The organism is Halomonas sp. H10-59 (assembly GCF_040070555.1).
GTDB lineage: Bacteria > Pseudomonadota > Gammaproteobacteria > Pseudomonadales > Halomonadaceae > Halomonas > Halomonas litopenaei.
In genome coordinates this window covers 2114808-2141687 of the sequence record NZ_CP098828.1, presented here as the reverse complement: position 1 = coordinate 2141687, position 26880 = coordinate 2114808, and the positions used below count along the sequence as shown (strand labels likewise).

Annotated in this window: 23 protein-coding genes and 1 pseudogene; 13 read left to right on the top strand and 11 right to left on the bottom strand. The window is 63.7% G+C overall.

Annotated features, from left to right (window positions below):
* Positions 1-63: 63 nt before the first annotated feature.
* From iolD to NFG57_RS09285, 7 genes are all read right to left on the bottom strand, one after another.
* Entirely contained in the window at positions 64-1914 is a 1851-nt protein-coding gene (iolD, locus tag NFG57_RS09315) for a 3D-(3,5/4)-trihydroxycyclohexane-1,2-dione acylhydrolase (decyclizing) (protein WP_348816027.1), read from the bottom strand.
* A gap of 351 nt (positions 1915-2265) precedes the next feature.
* Positions 2266-3030, bottom strand: coding sequence for an SDR family oxidoreductase (locus tag NFG57_RS09310; protein ID WP_348816026.1), 765 nt, complete (start codon positions 3028-3030; stop codon positions 2266-2268).
* Between the two features lie 61 nt (positions 3031-3091).
* Positions 3092-3874: an aldolase/citrate lyase family protein gene (locus NFG57_RS09305; protein ID WP_287164525.1), complete on the bottom strand. Its 783-nt coding sequence runs from the start codon at positions 3872-3874 to the stop codon at positions 3092-3094.
* Positions 3875-3893: 19 nt separating this feature from the next.
* Positions 3894-4823, bottom strand: coding sequence for an SMP-30/gluconolactonase/LRE family protein (locus tag NFG57_RS09300; protein ID WP_348816025.1), 930 nt, complete (start codon positions 4821-4823; stop codon positions 3894-3896).
* A gap of 79 nt (positions 4824-4902) precedes the next feature.
* On the bottom strand, positions 4903-6630 hold the full coding sequence (gene araD, locus NFG57_RS09295; protein WP_348816024.1) for an L-arabinonate dehydratase: 1728 nt from the start codon (positions 6628-6630) through the stop codon (positions 4903-4905).
* A gap of 129 nt (positions 6631-6759) precedes the next feature.
* Positions 6760-8013, bottom strand: a complete 1254-nt coding sequence (locus NFG57_RS09290) for a Gfo/Idh/MocA family oxidoreductase (RefSeq protein WP_348816023.1) — start codon at positions 8011-8013, stop codon at positions 6760-6762.
* Positions 8014-8673: 660 nt separating this feature from the next.
* Positions 8674-9705, bottom strand: coding sequence for a LacI family DNA-binding transcriptional regulator (locus NFG57_RS09285; protein ID WP_348816022.1), 1032 nt, complete (start codon positions 9703-9705; stop codon positions 8674-8676).
* Between the two features lie 522 nt (positions 9706-10227).
* On the opposite strand from NFG57_RS09285, the gene NFG57_RS09280 reads away from it, so the two are divergent.
* The gene (locus NFG57_RS09280) at positions 10228-11493 is read left to right on the top strand and encodes a beta-propeller fold lactonase family protein (RefSeq protein ID WP_348816021.1); all 1266 of its coding nucleotides are present in this window, start codon (positions 10228-10230) and stop codon (positions 11491-11493) included.
* A gap of 184 nt (positions 11494-11677) precedes the next feature.
* Here the strand turns inward: NFG57_RS09280 and NFG57_RS09275 are convergent, their stop codons facing one another.
* The gene (locus NFG57_RS09275; RefSeq protein ID WP_348816020.1) at positions 11678-12805 is read right to left on the bottom strand and encodes a DUF2955 domain-containing protein; all 1128 of its coding nucleotides are present in this window, start codon (positions 12803-12805) and stop codon (positions 11678-11680) included.
* The gene (locus NFG57_RS09270; RefSeq protein ID WP_348816019.1) at positions 12795-13856 is read right to left on the bottom strand and encodes an HlyD family secretion protein; all 1062 of its coding nucleotides are present in this window, start codon (positions 13854-13856) and stop codon (positions 12795-12797) included. The genes NFG57_RS09275 and NFG57_RS09270 overlap by 11 nt, the downstream gene beginning before the upstream one ends.
* A gap of 268 nt (positions 13857-14124) precedes the next feature.
* Here NFG57_RS09270 and NFG57_RS09265 point away from each other — a divergent pair, with 268 nt between their 5' ends.
* From NFG57_RS09265 to NFG57_RS09235, 7 genes and pseudogenes are all read left to right on the top strand, one after another.
* Entirely contained in the window at positions 14125-15744 is a 1620-nt protein-coding gene (locus tag NFG57_RS09265; protein ID WP_348816018.1) for a glucan biosynthesis protein D, read from the top strand.
* Between the two features lie 108 nt (positions 15745-15852).
* Positions 15853-16110 (top strand): type II toxin-antitoxin system RelB/DinJ family antitoxin, encoded by a 258-nt coding sequence (locus NFG57_RS09260; RefSeq protein ID WP_045994821.1) that lies wholly within the window; start codon positions 15853-15855, stop codon positions 16108-16110.
* A gap of 27 nt (positions 16111-16137) precedes the next feature.
* Positions 16138-16383: pseudogene (locus NFG57_RS09255) on the top strand (type II toxin-antitoxin system YafQ family toxin); the annotation flags it as partial.
* A 406-nt stretch (positions 16384-16789) separates the two neighbouring features.
* The gene (locus NFG57_RS09250) at positions 16790-17827 is read left to right on the top strand and encodes a TRAP transporter substrate-binding protein (protein WP_108133743.1); all 1038 of its coding nucleotides are present in this window, start codon (positions 16790-16792) and stop codon (positions 17825-17827) included.
* Complete coding sequence (locus NFG57_RS09245) at positions 17828-18328, top strand: TRAP transporter small permease (protein WP_348816017.1); 501 nt, start codon at positions 17828-17830, stop codon at positions 18326-18328.
* Positions 18325-19578, top strand: coding sequence for a TRAP transporter large permease (locus NFG57_RS09240; RefSeq protein ID WP_108133744.1), 1254 nt, complete (start codon positions 18325-18327; stop codon positions 19576-19578). The genes NFG57_RS09245 and NFG57_RS09240 overlap by 4 nt, the downstream gene beginning before the upstream one ends.
* Positions 19579-19740: 162 nt before the next feature.
* Positions 19741-20010 carry a hypothetical protein gene (locus tag NFG57_RS09235; RefSeq protein ID WP_348816016.1) on the top strand — a complete coding sequence of 90 codons (270 nt, stop codon included), beginning with the start codon at positions 19741-19743 and terminating at the stop codon, positions 20008-20010.
* Between the two features lie 60 nt (positions 20011-20070).
* On the opposite strand, the gene NFG57_RS09230 is transcribed toward NFG57_RS09235, so the two are convergent.
* The gene (locus NFG57_RS09230) at positions 20071-21111 is read right to left on the bottom strand and encodes a LacI family DNA-binding transcriptional regulator (protein WP_348816015.1); all 1041 of its coding nucleotides are present in this window, start codon (positions 21109-21111) and stop codon (positions 20071-20073) included.
* A gap of 167 nt (positions 21112-21278) precedes the next feature.
* Here NFG57_RS09230 and NFG57_RS09225 point away from each other — a divergent pair, with 167 nt between their 5' ends.
* The 4 genes from NFG57_RS09225 to NFG57_RS09210 all read left to right on the top strand — a co-directional run bounded on the left by NFG57_RS09225 (position 21279) and on the right by NFG57_RS09210 (position 25218).
* Positions 21279-22253, top strand: a complete 975-nt coding sequence (locus NFG57_RS09225; protein WP_348816014.1) for a TRAP transporter substrate-binding protein — start codon at positions 21279-21281, stop codon at positions 22251-22253.
* 141 nt (positions 22254-22394) lie between these two features.
* Entirely contained in the window at positions 22395-22907 is a 513-nt protein-coding gene (locus tag NFG57_RS09220) for a TRAP transporter small permease (RefSeq protein ID WP_348816013.1), read from the top strand.
* A 6-nt stretch (positions 22908-22913) separates the two neighbouring features.
* The gene (locus NFG57_RS09215; protein WP_045994308.1) at positions 22914-24206 is read left to right on the top strand and encodes a TRAP transporter large permease; all 1293 of its coding nucleotides are present in this window, start codon (positions 22914-22916) and stop codon (positions 24204-24206) included.
* A gap of 61 nt (positions 24207-24267) precedes the next feature.
* On the top strand, positions 24268-25218 hold the full coding sequence (locus NFG57_RS09210; RefSeq protein WP_222516865.1) for an NAD(P)-dependent oxidoreductase: 951 nt from the start codon (positions 24268-24270) through the stop codon (positions 25216-25218).
* A gap of 61 nt (positions 25219-25279) precedes the next feature.
* Here the strand turns inward: NFG57_RS09210 and NFG57_RS09205 are convergent, their stop codons facing one another.
* Entirely contained in the window at positions 25280-25981 is a 702-nt protein-coding gene (locus NFG57_RS09205) for a DUF938 domain-containing protein (RefSeq protein WP_222516866.1), read from the bottom strand.
* Between the two features lie 167 nt (positions 25982-26148).
* Between NFG57_RS09205 and hutC the strand changes: the two genes are divergently transcribed.
* Positions 26149-26856, top strand: coding sequence for a histidine utilization repressor (hutC, locus tag NFG57_RS09200; RefSeq protein WP_222516867.1), 708 nt, complete (start codon positions 26149-26151; stop codon positions 26854-26856).
* Positions 26857-26880: the final 24 nt, after the last annotated feature.

The following is a 26880-nucleotide window of genomic DNA, read 5'->3' as shown; positions in this document are numbered from 1 at the left end:
TGTTCTCCGGTGAGTCAGTGGCAGGTCACCGAGCCAGGGCCACGCCCTGGCTCGGTGGCGTGGCTAGATACCGCGACGCTGGTGGACACGCCCGGCGTCCATGGCAGCGACGCGCTCGGCGTCGACCCCATCGGGCACCTGTTGCGGCAGTCCCACGTCCCACCAGCAGTCGCAGGAGGACCACTTGGTGGGATCGATATCGACCACGATGACGTAGGTACGCGGGCTCTCCTGGGCACGCTCGTAGGCGGCGCGGAAGTCGGCGATGTCGCCAAGGTGCTCGCCATGGGCGCCCTGGGCACGGGCATGCTGGAGAAAGTCGACGCGCACCAGTTCATCTGCCTGACTGCGACAGTCGGCCAGCATGTTGTTGAAGGAGGGATTGCCGCTGTTGTTCTGCAGCTTGTCGATCACCGCGTAACCGGCGTTGTCGCACACCACCACGATCATCTTGTGGCCGGTCAGCACCGAGCTGTAGATATCGGAGTTCAGCATCATGTAGGAGCCGTCACCGACCAGCACCACCACCTCGCTGTCGGGGTTGGCGATCTTGGCACCCCAGCCGCCGGCGATTTCGTAGCCCATGCACGAATAGCCAAACTCGATGTCGAACTTGCCAAGCTGACGGCTCTGCCAGTTCATGTTGAGCTCTGCCGGCAGACCGCCGGCGGCGGTCAGCACGGTGTCCCCCGGCTGCTGCACCGCATTGACCGCGGCGACCACCTGGGCGTAGGACGCCACCTGGCCGGGCGTGATCTCGCCGCGCCGGGCGCATAGCGCCTTCCACTCGGCCGCCAGCGCCTGTGCGCTGTCCAGCCAGGCGGCGTCTGCCTGCCAGCCGCCCAGAGCGTCATCGAGCCGCGCCAGGCTATGTCGGGCATCACCGACGACCGCCAGCGCCCGATGCTTATGCGCATCGGTGGGTGCCACGTTGAGCGACACCATGGCAAGGTCCGGATGCCGAAACAGCGACCATGACCCGGTGGTGAAATCCTGAAGCCTGGTACCCACGGCCAGCAGCAGATCGCAGTCGCGTGCCAGGGCGTTGGCCGAGTCGCTGCCGGTGACGCCGACAGGTCCCGCGTTGCAGGGGTGTGACTGCAGCAGCGAGGCGCGACCGGCGATGGTCTCCACCACCGGGATGCGGTGGCGCACGGCAAAGTCCGCCAGGCGCTCGTTGGCCTTCGAGTAGTGCACTCCGCCACCGGCCAGAATCAGCGGCCGTTCGGCCTTCTTCAGCAAGGCGATGGCCTCGTCGATGCTGCGGCTATCGGCTTCCGGGCGGCGAATCCGGTGCACGCGCTCCTCGAACAGCGCCTCGGGGTAGTCATACACCAGCCCCTGCACGTCCTGGGGCAGCGAGATCAGCACCGGCCCGCAGTTGGCGGGGTCCAGCAGGGTTGCCACCGCCGCCGGCAACGACTGGATGATCTGCGCCGGGTGGGTGATGCGATCCCAGTAGCGGGTGACGGGCTTGAAGGCGTCATTGACGCTCAAGCCTGGCTGATGAGGGTGCTCCACCTGCTGCAGCACGGGGTCCGGCAGACGGCTTGTATGGGCATCACCGGCCAGCATCAACAGCGGCAGCCGGTTGGTGTGGGCGATGCCGGCGGCGGTGATCATATTGGTCGCGCCCGGCCCGATCGAGGTGGTGGCGATGCCGATCCGCTCGCGCCGATTGGCCTTGGCATAGGCCACCGCAGCCATCGCCATCGACTGTTCGTTCTGCCCCCGCCACAACGGAATCACGTCCTGGATGCGGTTGAGCTGCTGGCCGAGGCAGGTCACATTACCGTGACCAAAGATGGCAAAGCCGCAGCCAAACAGCCTATCGATCTGGCCGTCCCGCTCGACTTTCTGGGCCGCCAGAAAATTGGCAATGGCCTCGGACACCGTCAATCTTGTCGTCTTCATTTCTTTCTCCCGTCATCCCGAAGGCTGCATCGAAGTACCGGCGAACGGACCAATTCCGTCTTCCGGACGCTGGCGACTGGCCCATAAATGCTCTGTTCACTGTGATCGCTCGCAGATATCGCTCGCTGCTGTCACCGACAGCGCAAACCCGCTGCAGACGTTCCCCGCACCATGTCTTGCCGCGCTGCTTGCCGCGCTGCTTGCCGCACTGCTTGCCGCACTATGTGAAAACGTTTTCATTCGTCGTCAAAAAAGAGAGGCTGACACTTGCCCTCTGCGTGCTGGCCCTGGCGCCCTGCGCGAATCCGTCAGCCGGTGGCTGACCCGCTACCCGTGCCAGGTGCTCCTGGGCTAGACCAGTCCACCATCGACGATAAAGGTCTGGGCGCTGATCATCTGGCTGTCGTCTGCGGCAAGAAACAGCACCATTCGCGCAATATCCTCTGGCTTGACGCGCTGGTGGAGGCTCTGATTCTCGAGCACCTGCTGCTCAAGCTCCGCACTCCACCACAGGGCCTTCTGCCGCTCCGTGATCACCCAGCCTGGCAGCACCGTATTGACGCGGATGCCGGCGTCGCCCATGTCCCGGGACAAGGTTCTGGTCAGCCCAATCGTTGCCGCCTTGGCACTGGAGTAGGCACAGATATCCCGTGAACGCCGCATGAAGCTGGGGGAGCTGAAGTTGACGATCGACCCGCCCCCGGCCGCCTTCATGCCGGCGAAGACGGCCTGGCAGGCAAACACCGCGTGGCGCAGGTTGGTCGCCTGCAGGTCGTCCCAGGTGTCGACGTCCAGTTCACTCAAGGGCACACGGGTGTCTCGCGCCGCATTGTTGACCAGCACCTCGACCGGGCCGAACGCGCCAGCCGCCTGCGCGATCGACGCCCGCAGCGCTTCGATGTCGGTCACGTCGCAGCGGGTAAACGCCACCTGGCCGCCCTGGCGCTGCAGTCGTTGCCCCAGTAGTGAGCCCGCCTGCTCGTCGATATCGATGAAACTGACGCAGGCCTTCTGCTTGCAGAAATGCTCGACCAGGCTGGCACCGATACCGGACGCCCCACCGCTGATGAACACATGGCGCCCCTCGAGGCTTGGATACCGTGCATAGCTGTCCAATCGAAAACCCTCCACATCACCTGGATGTTCTGTCCTGCTTCATCTGCGACACCTAAGGCTCTCAATAACCTGCCTTTCCTGTCGCCTCGCGCTGCATCTCCTGCAGAATGCTGCTCGAACCTGCCACCAGCATTCGCGCGTCCGACGACACCGTCACCAAATCGCATCCACGGGCCAGCATTGCGCGGGCGTGTGCCGCGCTGCCGTTATGGATACCGACGATCTTTCCCTGCTGGCGACAGCCATCGACCAACCGCTGGATGATGGCGTCAAGCTCGCCATCGTCATGGTCGAAGCCCGGCGTCTTGCCGTGGGACAGTGCCAGATCCGCGGGACCGATATAGATACCGTCGAGGCCTTCCACCGCGAGGATCTCCTCGAGATTCGCCACGCCTTCCCGGGTCTCGATCATCGCCAGCACCAGCAGCTCGTGGTTGGCATGGGTGACATAGTCATTTCCGGCATAGAGCATGGCGCGGTGGGGACCGAAGCTGCGCACTCCCAGGGGCGGATAGCGGCAGGCCGCCACCAGTGCCCGCGCATCCTCGGCACTGTTGATCAGCGGGGCAATGACACCGTAGGCCCCGGCGTCCAGTACCTTCATGATCAGCCCCGACTCGAGGCTCGGCACCCTGACCAGCGGAACCGTCGGGGTGGTCGAAATGGCCGTCAACATCTCCACCAGCTGGGGGTAGTCGATCAACCCGTGCTGCATGTCGATGGTCAGGCTATCCCAGCCCTGGTGGGCCATGACCTCGGCAGAAAAACCGCAGGGCAACGACAGCCAACCATTGACCACGCCCGTGCCTTCCTTGATGTGCGACAGAATTCGATTGGTTCTCATGTTCTGCTCCGTAAAGGGCTCACAACAATGCCGGAGGGGAAGACGGCGCCAGCTCGGCGTGACGGCTCGCGCCACCGAAGGTCGAGACCGGCACACCCGGTACCTCGACCTCCAGCGCAAGGACGCTGCCGGACAGCGGAAACGCCGCCAGATCGGCCTCGGACAGTCCCTTGCGCAGGGTGGTGACAAACAGGGTCTTCATGTTCGGGCCGCCAAAGCACGGCATGGTCGGCCCCGTGCATGGCAGCGATACCTGTCGCGCCAGACGCCCGCGATCGTCCCAGTAGTTGAGCACGCCGCCGAACACACCGGCGCTCCAGTACCCTCCTGCGACGTCGGTGGCGCCACCGTCGGGACGTCCGTGCACGGCGGGATCGGTCACCGTCATGACCCGGGGCGCCCCCATGGCGCCGCTCTCCAGGCAATAGTCGGCGACATACAAGGTGTCGCGGCGCGTATCGCTGAAGTAGAGACGGCGGCCGTCGGCGCTCCAGGCCAATCCGTTGGCAACGATGAATCCCTGGTGCAGGCGTGTGGTCTCGCCCGAACGGGACACGCTGTATAGAGAACCAAGCGGGCGCGACCTGCACTGCTCGTCCATGGTCCCCACCAGCAGACGCCCGTCGGGGCCTACCTTGCCGTCATTGAAGCGTGTGCCGGCCAGCGGCTCGCCGGGAGGACAGCAGAGAAATTCAAGCGCCCCGCTGGCCGCTTCGAAAAGATGGATGCCCGAGCGCATCGCCACCACCAGGCGGCCATCGTCGCAACGACCGAAGGAGCCCAGGGTTTCCGGCAACACCCAGCGCTGGCGATGACCATCCGCAAGCCGCCAGGACTCGATCGCCGGGGCGTAGAGGTCGGCCCACAGCAGGCACCCCGTCTCGGCGTCCCAGACCGGCGATTCGCCGAGCTCGGCACGACTTTCGATCAGCACTTCGACGCTGGTCATATCCCCTGCTCCTCTGTTGGCAACGCCTCCGGCCATGCCGGGCGACGTACCGGGCGACGTAAAGAACGCTGTCCCATGCTCAGTAGATGTCCGGCTCTGGAATGCTGCCGGGCGCCCCTTTGGCGAAGTCGAAGTCGCAGCCTTCATCCGCCTGGGTCACGTGCGCCTTGTACAGCGCGGCATAGCCATGCGGATGGCGATCTGCCGGCGGCTGCCAGTCTTCCAGTCGACGGCGGATTTCCGCCTCCTCGACCAGCAGGTCGAGGCGCCGATTGGGCACGTCCACCGAGATGATGTCTCCGGTCCTGACCACCGCCAGGGGGCCGCCGACCGCCGACTCCGGCGTCACGTGCAGAATGCAGCTTCCGTAGCTGGTGCCGCTCATGCGGGAGTCCGAGATGCGCAACATGTCACGCACCCCCTGCTTGAGCAGCTTGCCGGGGATCGGCATCATCCCCCACTCCGGCATGCCAGGGCCGCCCACCGGCCCGCCGTTCTTGAGCACGATGACGCTGTCGGCCGTCACCGGGAGATCCTCGTCGTCGATGTGTGCCTTGAGCTCGGCGATGGTCTCGAACACGAAGGCCGGCCCCTGGTGAACATGCAGCCGCGGATCGGCCGCGGTCGGCTTGATGATGGCGCCCTTGGGCGCCAGGCTGCCGCTGAGCACGGCGGTCCCGCCGGAACTGTTGACCGGTTCCTCAAGCGAGTGAATGACCTCCGGTCGCCAGACCCTTGCCCCTTCGATATTGTCGCCGAGGCGGCGGCCTGTGACGGTCATGGCGTCGAGCGCCAGCTCCTCGCCGATCGTCGACATCAGCGCCGGCAGTCCCCCGGCATAGAAGAAGTCCTCCATCAGAAACCCCCCGGATGGCTTGAGGTTCAGCACCAGAGGCACGCGTCGCGATATCTCGTTGAAGCGCTCCATCGGCAGGTGAATGCCGAGGCGCCCCGCCATGGCGACGAGATGAATGATGGCGTTGGTGGAACCACCGATTGCCATATCCACGGCGATGGCATTGTCAAAGGATGCCTCGCTCATCACGTCGGTGGGCTTGAGGTCTTCCCACACCATGTCCACCGCCCGCTTGCCGCTGGCGAAGCACATCCGTGAATGGTTGGCGTCCACCGCCGGGATGCTCGAGGCGCCCGGCAGGCTCATGCCCAGGGCCTCGCCGATCGACATCAGGGTCGCCGCGGTCCCCATCGTCATGCAGGTCCCCGCCGATCGGGCGATACCGTTCTCGATGTCGTTCCAGTCGGCCTGGCTGATGTTGCCGATGCGACGCTCGTCCCAGTACTTCCAGACATCGGTACCGCTACCCAGCACCTGCCCGCGAAAGTTGCCACGCAGCATGGCACCGGCCGGTACGTAGATGGTCGGCAGATTCATCGAAATGGCGCCCATCAGCACGCCAGGGGTGGTCTTGTCACAGCCGCCCATGACCACGGCGCCATCCACCGGGTAGCTTCTCAAGAGCTCCTCTACTTCCATGGCCAGCATGTTGCGATACATCATGGCGCTGGGCTTCATCAGCTGTTCGCCCAACGACATCGCCGGCAATTCCACCGCAAAGCCCCCGGCGGCGGTAATCCCGCGCTTGATATCCTTGACCCGCTCGGGAAAGTGGGAGTGGCAGGTATTGAGATCATTCCAGGTATTGATGATGGCGATTACCGGCTTGCCGACGAACTCCTCATCCCAATAGCCCATCTGCTTCACTCGGGAACGATGTCCGAATGAACGAAGGTCATCCCGCTTGAACCAGCGATTACTGCGCAGATCATCCACATTTTTCGCGTGCATGGGGTTCTCCTGAGCCGCACTTCAGCCTCTCCACTTTGGCCGTCCTGCCGGTTATTGTTGTGTCACCACCGCCATCCCGTATGGGGCGGCGTTACATCCAGCCCCTGATGGGGTATCGAAGCCAAATGCCTAGGGGGATGTTGCTGGCATCGCCACCCACTCCCCATTGGCATTGGTCGATGCCAAGGCTGTCGCCACGAACTCCACCCCGCGCACCCCCGCACGGAGGTCCGGATACCAGTACGCCAGGGGGTCGGCTGCTCTGGTCCCATGACGCGCGGCATCAATCACCTCGAACAGGTCGCTGTACAGGCTGGCAAAGGCTTCTCGGTAGCCCTCCGGGTGACCAAAGGCCACACTCGATACCCGCCGGGAGGCCGGGTGCAGTCCTGGCGCGCCCTTGGACAACCATTGGGGGGCGTCGTCCAGGCGTCGGAACAGCAGCTTGTCGGGATTTTCCTGGTGCCACTCGAGGCCGCCCTTGCTGCCGAAAACGCGAAAGCAAAGGCCATGCTCGGCGCCGGCAGCCGCCTGGGTGATCCACATCATGCCCCTGGCGCCATTGGTGTAACGCAACATCAGGTTGGCGTTGTCATGGGCCGTGCGCTCGGGCACCACGGCGACCACATCGGCGCTGACTTCACGGGTACTGAGCCCCGAGACGTACTCGAGCATGTGGAAGGCATGGGTGGCGATGTCACCCAGGATCAACGATTCGCCCGCGATGGCGGCTTGCATATGCCAGTCTTCCCCCGCCACTTCGGCATCGCTCATCCTGGCCAGATGACCCTGGACGTAGTCGCACTGGAGCTGTCGAATCTCGCCCAGTTCCCCCGCCTCGATCATGGCCCTGGCCTGACGCACCATCGGGTAGCCGGTGTAGCCGTAGGCCACACAGAAGCATCGCTCGCCTCGTTTCGCCAAGGCTTCGAGTGCCCGCGCTTGCGCCAGGCTATTGGTCAGCGGCTTTTCACACACCACGTGAAAGCCCAGTTCCAGCGCCAGCCTTGCCAGCGCAAAGTGCGAGTCATTGGGGGTCAGGATGGCGACGACCTCGGCGCCGTCCTCACGGGCGGCTTCCTCGCGCAACAGCGTGTCGCCGTCGCCATAGCCACGCGCAACGCCCAGCTGCCGTGCCTGTTGTAGCGAACGGTCGGCGTTCGACGACAGCGCCGCTGCCACCAGCTGGTAGCGCCCATCCATCTGCGCCGCCGCCCGGTGAACCTGACCGATAAACGACGCAACGCCACCACCGATCATCGCCAGTCGCAGTGGACGGGCTGCCCCGGCTTCGCCGGATGCCTGCGGCGAGGCTTGCCCTGCCATCGGCAAGGAAGATTGGGCTGAGGTATCGCAGGCGTCAGACATCGGTCGCTGTGTCATGTGTTGAACCTTTTCAAGAACCTTTACCGAAAGCCTTTATCGAGCGCCGCTATCGCTTAACTTTATCGATCAACTTTATCGATGCTGAATGGCAGACACTCGAGCCTTGGAGCTTGGAGTGGACGACACCTGGTATCGATGGAACTGGTATCGGCGCCCTCCTTCATGTGGACCGAGGCTAGCGCATCAAAAACTCTTTTGAAAACGTTTTCATCTCGATTTATACCAAGGATTAATTCACGAAAAACTCATCGTATCGATTCGTTTATCCTCGATTAATACGGACCTGACCAAGCGATCTCTTACATAACAAAGAAATCTCTTCGAAGAATATTGCGGTTATATTTACACCTGGATAGGCGATACCCAGACACAAGGACACCAATATCGTCGATGCGGAGCGTGCAACACCCTCCCCTCGACGCCACATGATTCGGTGCGATCCCCCATTGCGTACAGGCTGAGGGCTCACTGCCGAGACACCGCCCTATTCAGGGGCGGCAAAAAGGAGAGTTCAAGAAATGACGGGATTGGCTGCAAATACCAGAAGCGAGAAAAAGCGAAGACCTTACTCAGAGATATCGCCAACTGACCTAGCCATCGACGGACACTCGATCAGCCATCCCGCCTGCCCACGGACAACCGGGAAAGACGGCATCCTCAGGTGATGCGACGCGTCGTGCTGCGCTGGACAATATGACAGGGCAACAGGACGCGATCGGCTGACACGGCGGGCCGCTGCACACGCTCGAAAAGCCCCGCCACCGTCCGTTCCACCATGTCACTGAACGGCTGGCGAATGGTCGTCAGGTCAAACGACCGACTGGAGGCAAACTGAATATCATCGATGCCGACCACGCCGACGTCATCGGGGACCCTTAACGAAAAGTCATGGCGGATCGCATCCAGCCCACCACAGGCCATGATGTCATCGAAGTAGAAGATGCTGTCGGGCATACCGGGGGTGCTGTTCAGCAGCTCGCAGGTGGCCGTGTAGCCTGCCTCGTAACTGTGCCTCAGGCCTTCGGCATGGCCATGCAGACGCTGTCCACGCTGCTCGAGTCGCTGCGAGAAACCACGCAGGCGATCCTGGGTGGCCTGCTCGTTGGAAGAGGCTCCGACATAGGCCGGTCGACAATAGCCGCTGTCCAGGAGGTGATCCGCCGCCATCCTCCCCATCTCCTCGTCATCACAGGTCACCACCAGAGCGCCGGAATCCGGCGCATCGTGCCCGAAGACCGCCACCGGGGTCCTGTGCTGCTCGCAGGCTTCGACCAGTTCGGCAGGCACCGAGGCGGACGTCACGATCAGCGCATCCACGTGATACTCCATCACCAGGGAGACGGCCTCCTCGATGCTCTTGGCGGTATTCACGTTGATCAACAAGGTGTGGCAGTTGTAGCGCTGAATGGCGGAAGAAAACTCGCTGAGAATGGCGAGATAGGCAGGGTTCTCGAAGTTGGTGACAAGGATGCCGATCAGACTGGAGCGCGACTTGATGCCACGCGCCAGGCGGTTCGGCTTGTAGCCAAGACTGTCTGCCACCGCGAGGATTCTGCTGCGCATCTCGGGGGAGCTGCTGCCGTTGGGATTCATGGCGCGTGACACGGCCGCGATCGACACCCTGGCCTCGCGCGCCACGTCGGTGATGGTGACGCGCCCCGACGGCGACCGGTCGCTCGTTTTCGTCATGCCAACTACTCCTTTGCGGGCTCGCTTCCTCGGATCACCCAACCGCGTCGCCTTCAGGCCCCTCGCGACATTCTACAGCGTCTCGAGCGTCGCACACCGTCGCCGAACTGCGCACCGCCTTGTTGCACTGGCGAAACTCGTGATGGACACCTTGGCTCGTCGTGAATACCAGCAGCCTGGCTTGCCAGCAGAAAATACGATTGTTGCACGCGCGTTTGACGACAGTCACCTGCATCATTGCGGCGCAATCTTGCCTAAGCTTTATCTCAACAACGATTCTTTAAAGCACAGTTTCTGCTAGATGCTCTCACTCCGGTAACTTCAACGATGGCAATTGAATGACGTGCACGCTGATCCCGGCGACGCCGTCGAGGCCATGGCGCGAGCCAGCTGACCTGGGCTCCTTGCTCTGGTTGGTGTAAGGACTCACTGGCGAGCACCTACGTAAACCACGACTAGCCTGAATGCCTGGATCTGCCGGCATCGCGGCACAAGAAAAGCAAAAACTGACCAAGGTACGCTATGAAAAATCCAGTCTTGATGGGCCTCGTCCTGCTTTCGGTTTCCCTGCCTGCCATGGCCAAGGACGTGACGGGTGGTGTCTACGTCGCCACCAACAACGCCGACGAGAACTCGCTGATCGCCTGGCGCCAGTTTGACGATGGCACCCTGGAAAAGGTCGGCGAGTACACCACCGGCGGCACGGGCAACGGCATGGATGGCGGCCTCGACCCGCTCGGTTCGGCCTACGGCGTGTGGCGTTCGGCAGACAACCGCAACGTACTGGTGGCCAACGTCGGCGACGGCACCCTGTCGTCGCTTCACGTCGAAGACGACCTGACGCTGACGCTCAACAATGTGGTGGATGCCGGCGGCGCCAAACCCAAGGCCATCGACGGCCATGGCGACATCGTCTACGTCGCCAGCACCGATGGTGCCAACGATGAGCCGGGGGTGATCAAGGGCTTTACCATCGATGGCGATGGCAACCTGACCGAGATCCCCGACTCCGTTCGGCCGCTGGATGATTCTCCGGTCAGCATGGAGTTCACCGAGGACGGCAAGCACCTGACGCTTGTCGGCTTTCTTACCGGCATGGTGCATGTCTATGCAGTGGACAACGAAGGCCTCCTGTCGCAGGAGCCGATCTCGAGCCTCGAGTCGCCGCACCTGAGCGAGGAGCGCTTCTTCGCCCTGCCCATCGGCACCAAGCTGGTCACTCGCCCGGACGGCCACAGCACCCTGCTGGTGACCGAAACCCGCTATATCACCCAGGGCTACCAGTTCCACCCGTCCTCCGAGGAATCGAAGGCCAAGTATCCCTTCCTGCAGGAATACGAGGGCCAGACCGGCTCCATGTCGTCCTACGACATTGACGAGAACGGCAAGCTGACCCTGGTGTCGGCGGATGTGATGACCGGCGACGACATCTGGGGTGGCGAGCAGGCCGCCTGCTGGGTCACCACCTCGGAGGACGGCAAGTACGCCTGGACCACCAACTCCCATACCTCGAGCCTGTCGACCTTCAGCGTCGATCCCGAGGACGGCAGCATCGCTCTGCTGGAAGAAGCCGCCTACCGCGCCGAGGATTACAACGAGTATTTCGCCGACATGGACCTGAGCGCCGACGGCAACTACGTCAACATCATCAGCGGCAACACCGGCAAGACCTGGGTGTTCGAGATCCAGCACGACGACGGCAGCCTGAGCGTGGTCGATGCCTATCCGGGCAGTGCCGAAGTCCACTCCTACGGACTGGTGACCATCCCGCTGCCCCAGGGCGGCTAGGCGACTTTTCGGAGCAGGCCTAGGGGTCGGCGACCAGAGCCACGACGCTGGGCCACAAAGCTATGCCACAAAGCTTCACCAGAGAGCTGACCAAAATCGCCAGATCAGGCGGGTAGGTAAAGTAGCTAAAAAGGGGGCCGTGCTGACACGGCCCCCTTATCTGTTGCAAGCAGCATAAGAAAACTCAGCTCGTGCGCGGTGCTTCCCGGCTCGAGACCGCAGGCCATAGATCCAGCAGCCGATGCAGTACCGCCATCACCGCCAGGGTGGCCAGCAGTGCCACGCACATCGAGCTGAACCGATAGACGGCGTCGACGACCAGATCCTGATCGGGTCTCAGGTACTGGCCAAACAGGATACCCAGGGTCGTCAGCCCGCCGAAGCCGATGCCGGAGCCGGCGTTCTCGATGACGTGCTCCCGTGCGAACAGCAAAAGACCGATGGCGTAGGCCAGCAGCACCAGCAGCAGATGATCGCTCTTGGTGAACAGCACCAGTTGCAGCACCAGTGCCAGGTTGCAGCCCAACAGAGTGCCGATGGCACGACGCCAGGCCGACATCCGGGCGCCATGGTAGCCGAGGGCAAACAGGATCAGGATGGTCGCCATCTGCGCGGACAGGGAGTCGCGCAGATCGAGCAATTGAAACACCAGAAAGGACAGGGTCGCGGTCAGCGCCCCGATCAACGCCTGATGGCGCTTCAGCGCCGCCGTCTTGGCCTGACGTGGTGGCGGCTGTCGCGGCGTGACATCGGGAAACAGCCAGTGCATCAGGGCGGCGATGGCCACCGCCAGAAAACTCGCCACGCTGTTGCTGGCCAGCAGGTCGAACAGGTCGAGGTCGGGGTAGCTGGCGAAATGCAGCATGATGCTCAGGGTCAGCACGCCGTTGGCGCCGAACACGAACAACGGCCCCCTGGCCATCAGCGTGAAGCGTCCCAGGAACATCAGGAACACCAGTCCCGTCATCACCACCGGCAGATGCTGGGTCAACCCCACCACCAGGCTGATCTCGACCACATTGAGGCAGGCGTTACCCAGGAACTGGCGCACCACATGGGCGTTGAACACCGGAATGATCCCCAGCAGAAACATCGGAAAGACGGTGAAGAAGACACCATAGTTCCAGTGCATAAGCTGGCTGATCAGAAAGCCGAGCCAGGCCCCCACCGCGATACGCAGACACTGGCGCAAGCCGTTGTCGCTGAGCTTCGAGGCCTTCGGTTGCTGCTGCCCTGACGACGCCCGTAGCCTCTTGGCAAACAAGGCCCGTGGCTGCTTGGTAGACGACGCCCGTGGCTGCTTAGTAAACATAATGCAGCCAGGACATCAGCCGAATCTGCAGCGCCCCCAGCGGATGGGCCAGCGGGTGCTCCCCGGGAAACAGCTGCACCGTGGCGCGGGAGCCGGTGGGAAGACTCGTCGGTGCGTCCCCGGCCAGCGAAAGGTGCAGGCGAAGGCGCTGGGCATCGCGCAGCCAGCGGTCGGTGGTGGGGATGTCGGCCAGGTTACCGTCGGCGCTGATCTGTCCGTCGTAGACCCCAGCGTCGCGCTTCTCTACCCGGGCGGCAAAGACCTGGCCGGGCATGGCGTCGAACACCACGCGGGCCTCGTCGCCGGCGGCGACCTTGCGCAGGCTCTTCTCACGGAAGTCCGCGATCAGTTCGACCTCATCGGTGATCAGCGCCAGCGCTGGCTGTCCCTGGGTGGCGTAGTCACCCACCTCGAGTTGCAGGTTGCTCAGCGTGCCGGAATGCTGGGCCCGCACCAGGGTGTGGTCGAGATCGAGCTCGGCCTGCTCCAGGGCGTTGCGGGCCTGACGCAAACGCAAGTTGGCCTCCCCTTCGGCACCCAGTTCGGCCTCCAGGCGCGCCACTTCGGCCTCGGCGGACTTGACCTCGGCCTGGGCCTGACGGTCGGTGGCTACCAGGCCATCGAGGCGCTGGCGCGAGATGCTGTTCTGGCTGATCAAGCGCTCACCTCGCCGGCGCTCCTGGCCGCTCTCCTGGGCCCTGGCGCGGGCCGCTTCGAGGGCGGCGCGGGCTGATGCGATGCTGGCGCTCAGGGTCGCATTCTGCTGACGCGCCGCCTCCAGTTCCAGTCGCGCCTGCTCGAGCGCCAGCTCGAAGGGTGCGGGGTCAATACGAAACAGCGGATCACCCGCCTCGACATGGTCGTTATTGCTGACGTGGACCCGCTCGACGGGGCCGCTGACTTCCGGGGCGATACGCACCACCGGGCGCATGACCCGCGCCTCCGGGGTCATCGGCATGTAGGTATCTGCCACCACAAAATAGGCAAACATCAGGACGAACATGCCCAAGGCCAGGCGAACGATCCACCTGAAGCGCTGGTCGGGGGTCATGGTATTCCTCTTGGTTACACGACGGGCTGACTTGACGGGCTCACGTGACGGAGCCGCTCGGTATTTGACGAAGGCGTCCCCCGTCGACCGGCCGCGTAGACTAGCACTTTGTTAGCCTGTTAACAATATTACGACCCTTCATGCACACTTCCTGAACCTTTGCTGATTCGGGCAGTCGTACCCTTCGACGTGCTCGACCAGGCGTAGCGACTGCTTACCCAGGCAGTCGCCCGACACCCGACATGCTCGACCCACAAGGATGATGGATATGCAGCGACGTGACTTCCTCAAGGCGGCCACCGCCCTCAGCGCCTACGCCCTGCCAATCTCCCCGCTGCTGGCCGCGCTGGACCAGCGGCTCATGACCACCGGAGAAAAGGTCTCCTTCGACTACGCCTGGCTGAAGGGCTTCGCCCGCCATCTGTCGGGGCAACCTCACCAGGACCACGAAGGTGAACTGCCCGACCAGCTCAAGTCCCTTTCCTGGGACGACTACCAGGCCATCGGCTACCGCGCCGACCATGCTCTGTGGAGCAACAGCGACGCGCCCTATACGGCCCAGCTGTTTCACCTGGGTCGTGGCTTCACCACCCCGGTCAGGATCTACCAGGTCAGCCAGGGACAGGCGCAGGAACTGGCCTACGACCCGGCGCTATTCAACTTTTCCAACGCCGATGGGGATAGCGTGGTCGATACCGATACGCTGTCCGAACGCCTCGGCTTCGCCGGCTTCCGCCTGCACCATCATCAGGACCCCAAGCGCGATATCGCGTCCTTCCTGGGCGCCAGCTACTTCCGTGCGGTCAGTCAGAGCATGCAGTACGGCATGTCGGCCAGGGGCCTGGCCATCGACACCGCCGGCAGCGAACCCGAGGAATTCCCCGACTTCACCCGCTTCTGGCTGGAACAGCCCGAGGGTGAAGACAAGGTCATCGTCTACGCCCTGCTCGAGTCGGAGAGCACCACCGGGGCCTACCGCTTCGATATTCGTCGCGACGTCGAAGGCGTGGTCATGGACGTGGCCGCCACCCTCTATCCGCGCAAGACGATCGAGCGTCTGGGCATCGCGCCACTGACCAGCATGTACCTGGTCGGCGAGAACGATCGTGACGTCAACTATGACTGGCGCCCGGAGATCCATGACTCGGATGGGCTGTCGATCCACACCGAAAGCGGCGAATGGTTGTGGCGCCCGCTGGTGAACCCGCCCCAGCTTCGCTACAACGCCTATTCCGCCACCAATGTTCAGGGCTTCGGCCTGGCCCAGCGCGACCACGACTTCGACCACTACCAGGACGATGGCGTCTACTACGATCGCCGACCCAGCGTGTGGGTCGAACCTACCGAGGGCTGGGGCGAAGGCAGCGTGGACCTGGTCGAGCTGCCTGCCAAGGACGAGACCTTCGACAATATCGTGGCCTACTGGCAACCCAAGACTCCGGTGGAGGCCGGCCAGGAGCTGCGCTACGCCTATCGTCTGAGCTGGTACGACCTGCCGCCACAGCAACCCAGCCTGTCGCGCTGTGTGGCGACCCGTACCGGACTGGGTGGCGTCGTCGGCCAACGTCGCGAGTACTTCAGCTGGCGCTTCGCCGTGGACTTCCGCGGCGGTCCCTTTCCCTTCGATGACGCAAGCGAGGTCGAGGTGGAGCCGGTCATCGAGACCAGCGCCGGGCGTATCGAGATCACCTCGGCCCGACCACTGGACGCCATTCAGGGCTACCGGGCCATGTTCGATGTGGTGCCACCGGACGAGGGCACCGAGCCGATCAATCTGCGCCTGTATCTGCGCGATAGCGAAGGCAAGCCGCTGTCGGAGACCTGGATCTACCAGTGGACGCCGCCTCCCGGCGATGAGCGCGAGCTACATAACCCCGATCACTTGTAGTCGCCCCACCCACCGATGATGCGAGGCGCCCTCCTTCCTTGATGACAAGTTGCCAGGGCCAGGCCACAATGTAGCTACACAGTGGCTACCAATGAGAAGGAGACATTCATGGGTACCGATACCGTGGTCCGAGCTCGCATCGACAGCGAGACCAAAGAGCGCGCCACCGCCGCCCTCGATGCCATGGGCCTGACCGTGTCCGACGCCATCCGCCTGCTGATGCTGCGGATCGCCGACGAAAAGCGCCTGCCGTTTGCGGTGCAGGTACCAAGCGCCACCACGACCAAGGCGCTGGAAGAGCTGGAAGCCGGAAAGGGCAAGCGCTTCGATAGTGCGGATGCGCTGTTCGACGATCTAGGCATCTAATGCTGACCCCCAGTTCGCTCAAGCCAGTTCAAGCGAGACGTAAAGCGGGTCCAGAAGCGCGGCAAGGACATGGACAAGCTACGCCGACTGCTGGGCCTGCTGCTTGAGCAAGCGCCCTTGCCGGATACCTACCAGGATCATGCATTGCAGGGAAACTGGAAGGGTTACCGAGATGCCCATATCGAGCCCGATTGGCTGTTGCTGTATCGCGTCGTGGATGACCAACTGCAATTGGCCCGGACAGGTAGCCACGCAGATCTCTTCCGCGAGTAGGCTAGGGCTTGTCTGAAAAGTGCCTGCGCTCGGTAATACGGCGTTAAAAATCGGCTGGTGCGCCAGCCCGGTCAAAATGCTCATTTACACCCCGTAAACTGCGCTGTCTCACCGATTTTTGCCTTGTCTAACCTTCGCTCGTCGACTTTTCGGACAGCGCCTAGCCTGAAACCCTTCCCCGCATGGCGGTTCCCGACACCACGACACAGGGTAATTCCCCTGCTCTCATCCTTTGCTCTTCCCCCTCAACCCAGCCGAATTGACCGCGTGGCGCCGCTTCCGGCATGATCGTGGCTGCTAGATCACTCCAACCTCTCAACAAAAACAAGGCGCTAGGCGGCTACCATCGTAAAGTGACGGCCCGCCGAGAAGACGCCATTTCGCTGAACACCACCAAGGAACCCCCATGACACGCCACATCGCGCCCCGCCCCCTTGCCCTGACCACCCTGGCCGCCGGCATCGCTCTGTCCACTGCGCTTGCCACGTCCGCCGCCCAGGCCAACGACTTCGCCGACATGGACCCGGTCAAGCTGCGCCTGGCCCACGTGGTCAACGAGCAGGACGGCTTCCATATCGCCGCCACCAAGTTCGAGGAACTGGTCGAAGCCCGTACCGAAGGCAAGGTCGACGTCGAGATCTTCCCCAACGCCACCCTGGGTGATGAACGCACCCTGCTCGAAGGCATGCAGATCGGCACCGTCGACATGGGCGTGATCACCAACGGCCCGGTGGCCAACTTCGTCGAGCCCATGGCGGTATTCGAACTGCCGTTCCTGTTCGCCTCGCCCGAGGAGGCCTACTCGGTACTCGACGGCCCCATCGGCCAGGAACTGCTCGACAGGCTGGCCGACGTCAACCTCAAGGGCCTGGCCTACGCCGAGCGCGGGTTCCGCAACCTGACCAACTCCGAACGCCCGGTGGCAAGCCCCGAGGACATCGACGGCCTGCGCATCCGGGTCATGGAAAACCCGGTCTACGTCGACACCTTCCGCGAACTCGGCGCCAACGCCGTGCCAATGGCCTGGACCGAGGCGCTGACCGCCATGCAGCAGGGCACCATCGACGGCCAGGAAAACCCGATCAACGTGATCCACTCGTTCAAGCTCAACGAGACCCAGGACTACATGACGCTGTCGCGTCACACCTACGCCCCGGCGATCTTCGTGATGGGCATGCCGTCCTGGCAGAAGCTGCCCGAGGCTGCCCAGGAGGTCGTCGAGGCCGCCGCCCAGGAAGCCGCCGAGTACGAGCGTGAGCAGAACGCCGCCATGGCCGAACAGCAGCTTGCCGAACTCAAGGAAGCCGGCATGCAGATCGAGGAGTCTCCCGACATCGCCGCCTTCCAGGACGCCGTCGCTCCGGTCTACGAGACCTACGGCGAGCAGTTCGGCGACTACCTGCCGCGTATCCAGGAAGCGCTTAAGGCCGGGGAGTCCAAGTAAGTGCTGTCCCTGCTCGAACGCCTTGAGCGGGGACTCGACGCCGTGACACGCCCGGTGGTGTTCGCCGCCATGGCGGCGTTGATCGGCGTCATCTCCCTGCAGATCATCTCCCGGGTAGCCTTCACCGCGGTGGGCTGGACCGAAGAGGTCGCACGCTTTCTGCTGGTCTGGATCACCTTCCTGGCCGCTACCTTGGCCTACCGCGCCGGTCGTCATATCGCCGTGACCTTCGTGGTCGACGCCCTGCCCAGCCTTGGTGGACGAATCGCCAGGATCATCGCCCACCTGGTGGTGCTGGCCTTTCTGCTGGCGCTGATCATCATCGGCTGGAACTACATGCAGTTGCAGAGTTTCCAGAAGTCGGCGTCACTGCGCCTGTCGATGACCTGGGTCTACGCGGTGATGCCCCTGGCGGGCGCCTTGATGGCCTTCACCACCCTGGTGGCGATCGTGCGAGAGCTCACCGGCCAGACACCAGCGAGCCCGCAGGAGGTGGCGTGATGCTGTTGCTGTTCATCTCCTTCGTGGTGCTGATGCTGATCGGCGTGCCCATCGCCTTTACCATCGGCGCCAGCACCCTGGCGACGCTGGTGGTCCAGGGCACACCGCTCGCGGTGGTGCCCCAGCAGATGTTCCAGGGCATCAACACCTTCGCCCTGGTCGCGGTGCCGATGTTTATCCTGACCGGTGATCTGATGGCCCAGGGCGCGGTCAGCCGCAAGCTGGTCGACTTCGCCGACAGCCTGTTCGGCTTTCTCAAGGGCGGGCTTTCGCTGGTGTCGGTACTGGCCGGGATGTTCTTTGCCGCCATCTCCGGCTCCGGTGCGGCCACCACCGCTGCGGTGGGCTCGAGCCTGGTGCCGGAACTCAAGCGCAAGGGCTATGACCCGGCCTCCGCCGCCAGCCTGATCGCCGCCAGCGGCACCATCGGCGTGGTGATCCCACCCTCGGTGCCGATGATCATCTACGCGGTCATCGCCCAGGAGTCGGTGTCGGACCTGTTTCTGGCGGGCTTTCTGCCGGGGCTGGCCATGGGGCTTGGCCTCGGCGCCATCGCCCTGGTCCAGGCCCACCGCCGCCAGTACCCCCACGGCAGCCCGCTGTCGCTAGCGACCATCTGGCGGACCCTGCGTGCAGCAAGCTGGGGGCTGATGACGCCGGTCATCATCCTCGGCGGGATCTTCTCGGGGGTGTTCACCCCCAGCGAGGCGGCGGTGGTGGCGGTGGTCTACGCCCTGCTGGTGTCGCTGTTCGTCTATCGCGACCTGACCTATCGGGACGTCTACGCCGTGATGATCCGCTCGGCGATCACCACCTCGGTGATCATGCTGGTGATCGCCACCTCGGCGGTGCTGAGCTGGACATTGTCCAGCGCCCAGGTGCCGGCCCAGATCGCCCAGTCGGTGCTGTCGCTGTCCACCGATCCCTACGTCATCCTGCTGCTGGTGGTGGCGGTGATCCTGCTGACCGGGGTGTTCATCGAGACCGCCAGCGCCCTGATCATCCTGACCCCAGTATTGCTGCCGCTGGTGACCCAGCTCGGCATCGACCCGGTGCACTTTGGCCTGATCATCGTGGTGGGGCTGGCGATCGGCATGATCACCCCCCCGGTGGCGATCAACCTGTACGTGGCCTCTTCGGTGACCCAGCTGCCGCTCGAGCGTATCACCCGTGCCATCCTGCCCTACCTGCTGGGGCTGATCGGCGTGCTTTTGCTGGTGGTCTACGTGCCCCTGTGGCTATCGTCCTGACGCCGGAGGCGAAAGAGCCTGTTTAGCGCCAACCAGCGAGCCGCGGATGCTGTCATCAGGATCCGCGGTTTTTTCTTTGCTGCCACAGCGCCATACTGGCGATGGACCGCTTCATCGGCGACTCCTTCGCAGCTTCACCGTACCCTGACATCCGGAGCCTTCATGTCCCTTCGCCTGCCTGTCGTTGCCCGCCCCGGCCTTCGCGCCTTCCTGCACCAAGCAAGGGTCGGCCTGCCGAGCCGCGCCATGATCACCGCCATGATCGCCGCCCTGCTGCTGGCCAGCCTCGCCGGCTGCACCACCTACACCTACGATGACGGACACAAGGAGACGGTCTGGGGCGTTCCCCCGGTGGATGAGCACAAGACCGAACAGGAGCGCCAGAACGAAGGCGTCAAGTATCGTGAACCGGGCGTTATCCCGGAAGAATGATCGTCCGATTTGCTCCCTCATTTCACCGGTGGTACAGGCCTCGCCAGGACCTGCTGATGCTCAGGTGCTGCCGCCCTTCACCAGGGTGAATCCCAGATCCCGGATCGGCCGTTCCGGGGTCTTGCCGGACAGACGCTCGAGCAGCAGTTCCGCCGCCTGGGTGCCCATCTCGCTGCGGGCCACCGCCAGGGTGGTCAGCTTCGGCGTCAGGTGCTCCGCCAGCGGCAACCCCAGATAGCCACCGACCGCCAGCTCCTCGGGAATCCTGATGCCCTGGCGGCTGGCCGCCAGCAGCACGCCGCTGGCGACGATATCGTTGGAGCAGTGGATGGCGTCCGGTCGCGGTGTCATCGCCATCACATCCTCCAGCGCCCGCACCCCGACCTCGTAGGACGCCGGCTCGTGGTACTCCAGCACCCCGCCACAGGCCGCGCCCGCCTCCTCCAGCGCCCGCTGGTGTCCCTCCAGGCGTTGAGCCGCCCGGTAGTCATGGCCCAGGTGAGAGCCGACGAAGGCGATACGCCGATAGCCCTGCTCAAGCAGATGGGACGCCATAGCGTGACCCAGGGCGACGCCATCCACCCCCACGTTCATGTCGATGGGGTCGTCGCCCACCTCCATGATCTCTACCACCGGGCGCCCCCAGTCCCTGAGTCGCGAGATCACTCGGGGCCGGTGGCGCAGACCGGTCAGGATCACCCCGGACGGCGAGTAGCCGAGCACCGTATCGACCAGACTGGCCTCGCGGTCCAGATCCCAGTCGGTGGTGGCCAACAACATCTGATAGCCCGCCGCCTCCAGTCGCTTCTGGATGGCGTCGATGACCTCGATAAAGGTCAGGATCGCCAGTGACGGCACGATCACCGGGATCACCCGAGTGCCCGCTGCGGCAAGCCCCCCGGCGATCAGGTTGGGCACATAGCCAAGCGCCTCCACCGCCGCGTCGACACGCTGCTTGACCTTGGCGGAGACTCGCCCCGGCGTATTCAGCGCCCGCGATACGGTGATCGGCGCGACCCCGGCCTGCCGGGCCACGTCGGCCAGGGTCACTCGGCCCTTGCCCCGGTGGCGCTTGCGTGAGCGAATTTCCTGGCTGTCCATTAGCGTCCTTCCTCGAAGATTCCTTTGGCCACAGTGTAACCCAAGACCAAAGTATGGGTAGCGCTACCATCTTAATGGTAGCGCTACCCATGCAATGTCGGCTACCTTTCGACTACGCCTCGACGCAACAGCGTCGTCGGACGATACGCCCCGAGGAGACAACGACAATGAACGCACGCAGCCTCACCCCCCTTGCCCTGGTCACCGCCATCTCGCTCGGCGCCGCCGGCACCGCCGCCGCCGAAGACCTGGCCATCGCCATCCACACCGACCCGGCCCACGCCATGTTCAAGATCGGCGAGCGCCTCAAGGACACCATCGAGAGCGAGTCCGATGGCGAGCTGACGGTGACCCTGCTAGGCACCGAGGTCGGTGGCGAGCGCGACCACCTGGAAGGCGCCAGCTACGGCGAGTACGCGATCGCCCTCGGTGGCTCCATGCCGATGACCCTGTATGCCCCCGAGTTTGCCGCCGCCGACCTGCCCTTCGTCTACGACTCCAGTGACCAGGCGCGCAAGATCTACGAAGGCGAGATCGGCGAGGCGCTGAATCAGAGCCTGATCGCCAAGGGCAACATGCGCCTGGTGGGCCTGTCGGCACGTAACCCCCGCAACCTGACCTCAAAGACCCCGGTCAAGACCCCGGAGGACGTCAGCGAGGTGCGCATGCGCGTGCCGGAGATCGCGCCTTGGGTCGCGGTATGGGGCGAGATCGGCGCACTGCCGAGCCCGATCGCCTGGCCGGAGGTCTACACCTCGCTGCAGACCGGCGTCATCGACATGCAGGAAAACCCGGTGGACAACATCTACGCCGGCAAGCTGTTCGAGGTGCAGGACTATGTCAGCCGCACCGAGCACGTCTACTCGTTCTTCCACTGGCTGATGAACGAAGACGTCTATCAGGAGCTGTCCGACGAACACCGTGACATCGTACTGTCCGCCATCGACGACGCCACCACTTGGGGCGATCAACTGGTCAGCGATGGTCAGGCGGAGCTGTTTGAAAAACTCAAGGAAGAAGGCATGGAGGTGGTCGAGCCCGATGTCGCCGCCTTCCGTCAGGCCGCGCGCCCCGCCGTGGAAGAGATCGCCCAGGACTACGACCCGGCCGTTCGTGACTATGTGCTGTCACTGATCCAGTAAGTCCGAGGCGGCGCTAACCCCGAAGGCGTTGTTGCCTCGAGGGTTTGCACAGCATCTGACCGTCCCACGGGGCCTCGCTGACCGAGGCCTCCCTCCCTTGAGTCAAGTCCCCGCCACCCGGCGGGGGCAACGGAGTGTCCGATGACCTCTTCTCCTACCCTGTCCCGGGCACTGGGTGCTTTCTGGTGGTTGTTGACCACCGTGGTAGTCGGTGCCTTCGGCCTGATGCTGCTGGTCATGGCCATTCAGGTAATCGCACGCTATGCCCTCGGCGTCGCGGTGCCCTGGACCGACGAGGTTTCCCGCTATCTGTTCCTGGCGGAGATCTTTCTCGGTTCGGTGCTGGCACTGCGCTACCAGGAACACATCCGCATCACCGTCGTCACCGACCTGCTGCCAGCGCGCGCCCAGCGCTGGGCGGCGGTCGCCGCCGACGCCATCAGCATCCTGGTGCTTCTGATGATCATGGGGGGCGCCTTCAACATGATGGAGCGCACCGCCGGCATCTTCGCCAGCACCTTCGACATGAGCTTTTCCTACCTGTACCTGATGCAGCTGGTCGCTGCCGGCCTGATGGCACTGCTGCTGGTGGAGGACCTCGTCGTTCGTCTGCGCGGCAAGCCTCCCACCTTGCCTGACGAACCCAAGGAGTAAGACACCATGGAAATCTTTGCCATCATGTTCGTCGGCCTGATCGTGCTGCTGATGCTGGGGGTGCCGGTCGCCTTTGCGATGATCGCCTCATCGGCGGCGGTGCTGGCCTATACCCGTGGCTTCGCCGAGATCCCGCTGGAGATGATCGCCCAGCGCACCCTGTACGGCGTCAACAGCTTCACCCTGCTGGCGATTCCCGCCTTTCTGCTGATCGGCCGACTGATGAACTCCGCCGGCATCTCTGATCGAGTGTTCGACGTGGCGCGCTGCGCCGTGGGTCACCTCAAGGGCGGGCTCGGCCACGTCAACGTGCTGGCGAGCATGCTGTTTGCCGGCATGTCGGGCTCAGCGGTGGCCGATGCTGGCGGGCTTGGCGCGGTGGAGATCAAGGCCATGGAAGACGATGGCTTTCCCACCGACTTCAGCGCCGCGGTCACCGCCAGTTCCGCCACCATCGGGCCGATCATCCCGCCCAGCATTCCGGCGGTCATCTATGGCGCCCTGGCCAACGCCTCCATCGCCGCGATCTTTCTCGGCTCCATCCTGCCGGGCCTGTTCATGGGTGCTGGCCTGATGGTGATGGTAGCGGTGATCTCCCATCGTCGCGGCTACCCGACCCGGGCCCGCGCCACCATGGCCGAATTCACCCGTGCACTGTCGCGGGGCCTGCTGCCCATGCTGACCCCGGTGATCATCCTGGTCGGCATCCTGTCGGGGCTATTCACCCCCACCGAGGCCTCGGTGGTGGCGCTGCTCTACTGCATGATCATCTCGTTCTGCGTCTATCGCTCGATCACCCTGCGCGAGTTCGTCCAGATCCTGCGTGATACCGCCATCGACACCTCGGTGCTGCTGCTGATCATCGCCGGCAGCGCGCTCTATAGCTGGATCCTGGCGCGCTACCAGGTCACCGCCCTGGTCGCCGACTTCCTGCTCGCCACTGTCAGCGATCCAATGCTGCTGCTTCTGCTGTTGAGCCTGTTCATCCTGCTGATCGGGCTGTTCATCGATTCGGTGCCGGCGCTGTTTCTGCTGACGCCGCTGCTGGTGCCGGTGGTGGTGCAGTACGGCATCGATCCGGTGCACTTCGGCGTGCTGATGATCTTCAACCTGATGATCGGGCTGATCACGCCACCGGTGGGCACGGTGCTGTTCGCCATCCAGAAGATCACCGACCTGCCCTTCAACACCTTGGTGCGGGCCACCCTGCCGTTCTACATCCCGCTGGTGGCGGTGCTGATCGTGATCACGCTGTTTCCGTCCATCGTGATGTTCCTCCCCAACCTCTTGCTCAAATGACGCCGCGACCGGGCAAGGCTCCAGGTCCTTGCCCGGCGGGCTTATCTTAAGGAGTCATGCCATGGCTGTACTGATCACCGGTGGCCTCGGCCACGTCGGTTCCTGGGTCGCCACCCTGCTCGCCCGCCAGGGCAAGAAAGTCATCATCTGCGATATGGCCGCCCCCCACGTCGACCGCATGGGCCTCGACTATCTCGAGGAAGTGCGCGACAACGTCCACTTCGAAGCGGTGGATGTGCTCGACACCCACACCCTGTTCGAGACATTTCTGCGCTATCGCGACGAGCTGGAAGGGGTCATACACGGCGTCTCGGTGATCGCCGGGCCAAGCTTCCAGACCCGCCCGTTCAAGCACCTGTCGATCAACGCCATGGGCACCCTGAACGTCTACGAGACCTGCCGGCTGCTGGGCATCGACAAGGTGGTCAACATGAGCTCCGGCGCGGTCTACGGCGACGCCGCCGGTCCACAGGTCGAGACCATGCCCTACAAGGCCACCGACCTTTACGGCGCCACCAAGATTTCCGGCGAGCTCTACGGCGACCAGTACACGGCGACCTACGGCATGGATATCCGTCAGGCCCGACTGTTCTTCGTGTATGGCCCCGGCAAGCGCCCGTCCCACATGCACGCGGTCTACCAGGCGATGTTCGGGCCACTCGAAGGGCTACGCGATGTGCACCCGGACAACGGACGCGACCAGACCACTGACTGGACCCACGTCGAGGACACCGCGAGGGGCATCCTTGCGCTGTTCGATGCCGACAGCGTGCCTCACCGCCACTACAACATTTCCTGCGGTGTGCCGATCGCCCATCAGGACATCGTCGACAGCGTCACCGACCTACTCGGCCATGACAGCGGCATGCGTCTGGGCCCTGGCCCCTTCGTGGTGCGGGGCAGCCCCCTGGACATCACCCGCGCGCGCACGGATCTGGGCTTCGAGCCACGATTCACCGATATCCGCGAGGGACTCGAGGACTACCATCGCTGGCTAAAAAAGAACGCTTGAGCCGACATGGCCGGCCTGTCAAAGGCCGGCCGCTCGCAGACGGGCCGATCCGCTCCCGCCATCACTGCCGACGGAACACCAGCGCCAGATTGTTGGCCGGCAGCTCGTGGATGGCCTCGCGGCTCAGGCCGTGCTCGGCGGCGACCTCGGTTACCTGCTCCAGGTCCCGCACACCCCAGCGCGGGTCACGGCGCCTCAATTCGGCGTCGAAGGCCGCATTGGACGGCGCGGTATGCTCACCACCACGTCGGTAAGGGCCGTACAGCAACAGCACGCCACCCGGCTCGAGGTGGGCCTGGGCCTTTGCCATCAGCGCAGGCGTCACTTCCCACGGCGAGATATGGATCAGATTGATCGCCACCAGGGCGTCAAAGGTATCATCCGGCCAGGGTTCCAGCACGTCGCGGCGTACCGGCGCCAGCAGATTGCCGCCGCCTTGCGTCGCTTGCTCCGGCTCTCGCCCCGATGGCCCTGCCCGTTGCGCTTCGCTTTCGCCTTGCCTGTCACCCTCCGCTTCCCCTTGCCCATCTTCTGCTGCTGCAAGCGCGCGCCAGGCAGCGATGGACGCCAGCGCCGCCTCGGAAACGTCACTCGGCTGCCATCGCCAGCCCGGCTGGCACTGCGTCATATACAGTCCGTGCTCACCACTGCCGCTGGCGAGCTCCAGTACGCGGGCATGGCGTCCCAGGCACTGGCGCAGCACCGCGTGGATAGGCTCGCGATTGCGAAGCGCCGCTGGACTGGAGAGTCTCGCGTCGGACATGGGAAAACCTCACGGTAAACAAGGGGAGTAACAAGAGCGGCAATGGCCAAACGGATATAACGGAAGCATGGTAACGTCTGGCATCAACGGCTGGCGCAACGATGCCAAGCGATGATCGTCCCGGTACACTAGCAAAAGATACCCTTCATCTTCACCAAGGACGGCCCATGGCTCGACCCGCGCCTCGCTACCTCGAGATTCAACAGCACATCCTGGCCAAGATCCAGCGGGGGGAATGGCCCACCGACCATCGCATTCCGGGTGAGGAGCAGCTGGCGCTCGACTTCAACGTCAGTCGCATGACCGCCAACAAGGCCATCCGCGAACTGGTTCAGCGCGGCTACCTTACCCGCCAGCCAGGTGCCGGAACCTTCGTCACCGAACGCAAGGCGGAATCCTCGCTGATGGAGGTCCACAATATCGCCGAAGAGGTCCGCGGCCGCGGCCATCACTACCGTGCCAGAGTACAGCGTGCCGAAGCGATCGACGCCAGTGAGGACATCGCGTTGCAACTGGGGGTCAAGCGAGGCAGCAAGGTCTTCCATACCCGCATCGTTCACCACGAAAACGACGAGCCCATCCAGCTCGAGATGCGCTACGTCAATCCCCGCCACGTGCCCGACTATCTGGACGCCGACTTCACGCTCACCACGCCCCATCAGGTGCTGATCCAAACCTGGCCGATCACCGATATCGAACACGTGGTCGAGGCCGTTTCGGCAGACACGCAACAGGCCGAGGAGCTGGCCATCTCCACCTCCCTACCTTGTCTACAGTTGCGGCGGCGCACCTGGTCAAATGACCTGCTCATCAGCTACGCCGTGCTGATCCACCCGGGAGATCGCTACAAGCTGCGCTCGGCGTGGAAGGACTGAGCGACGGACACAGCCTCCACCAAT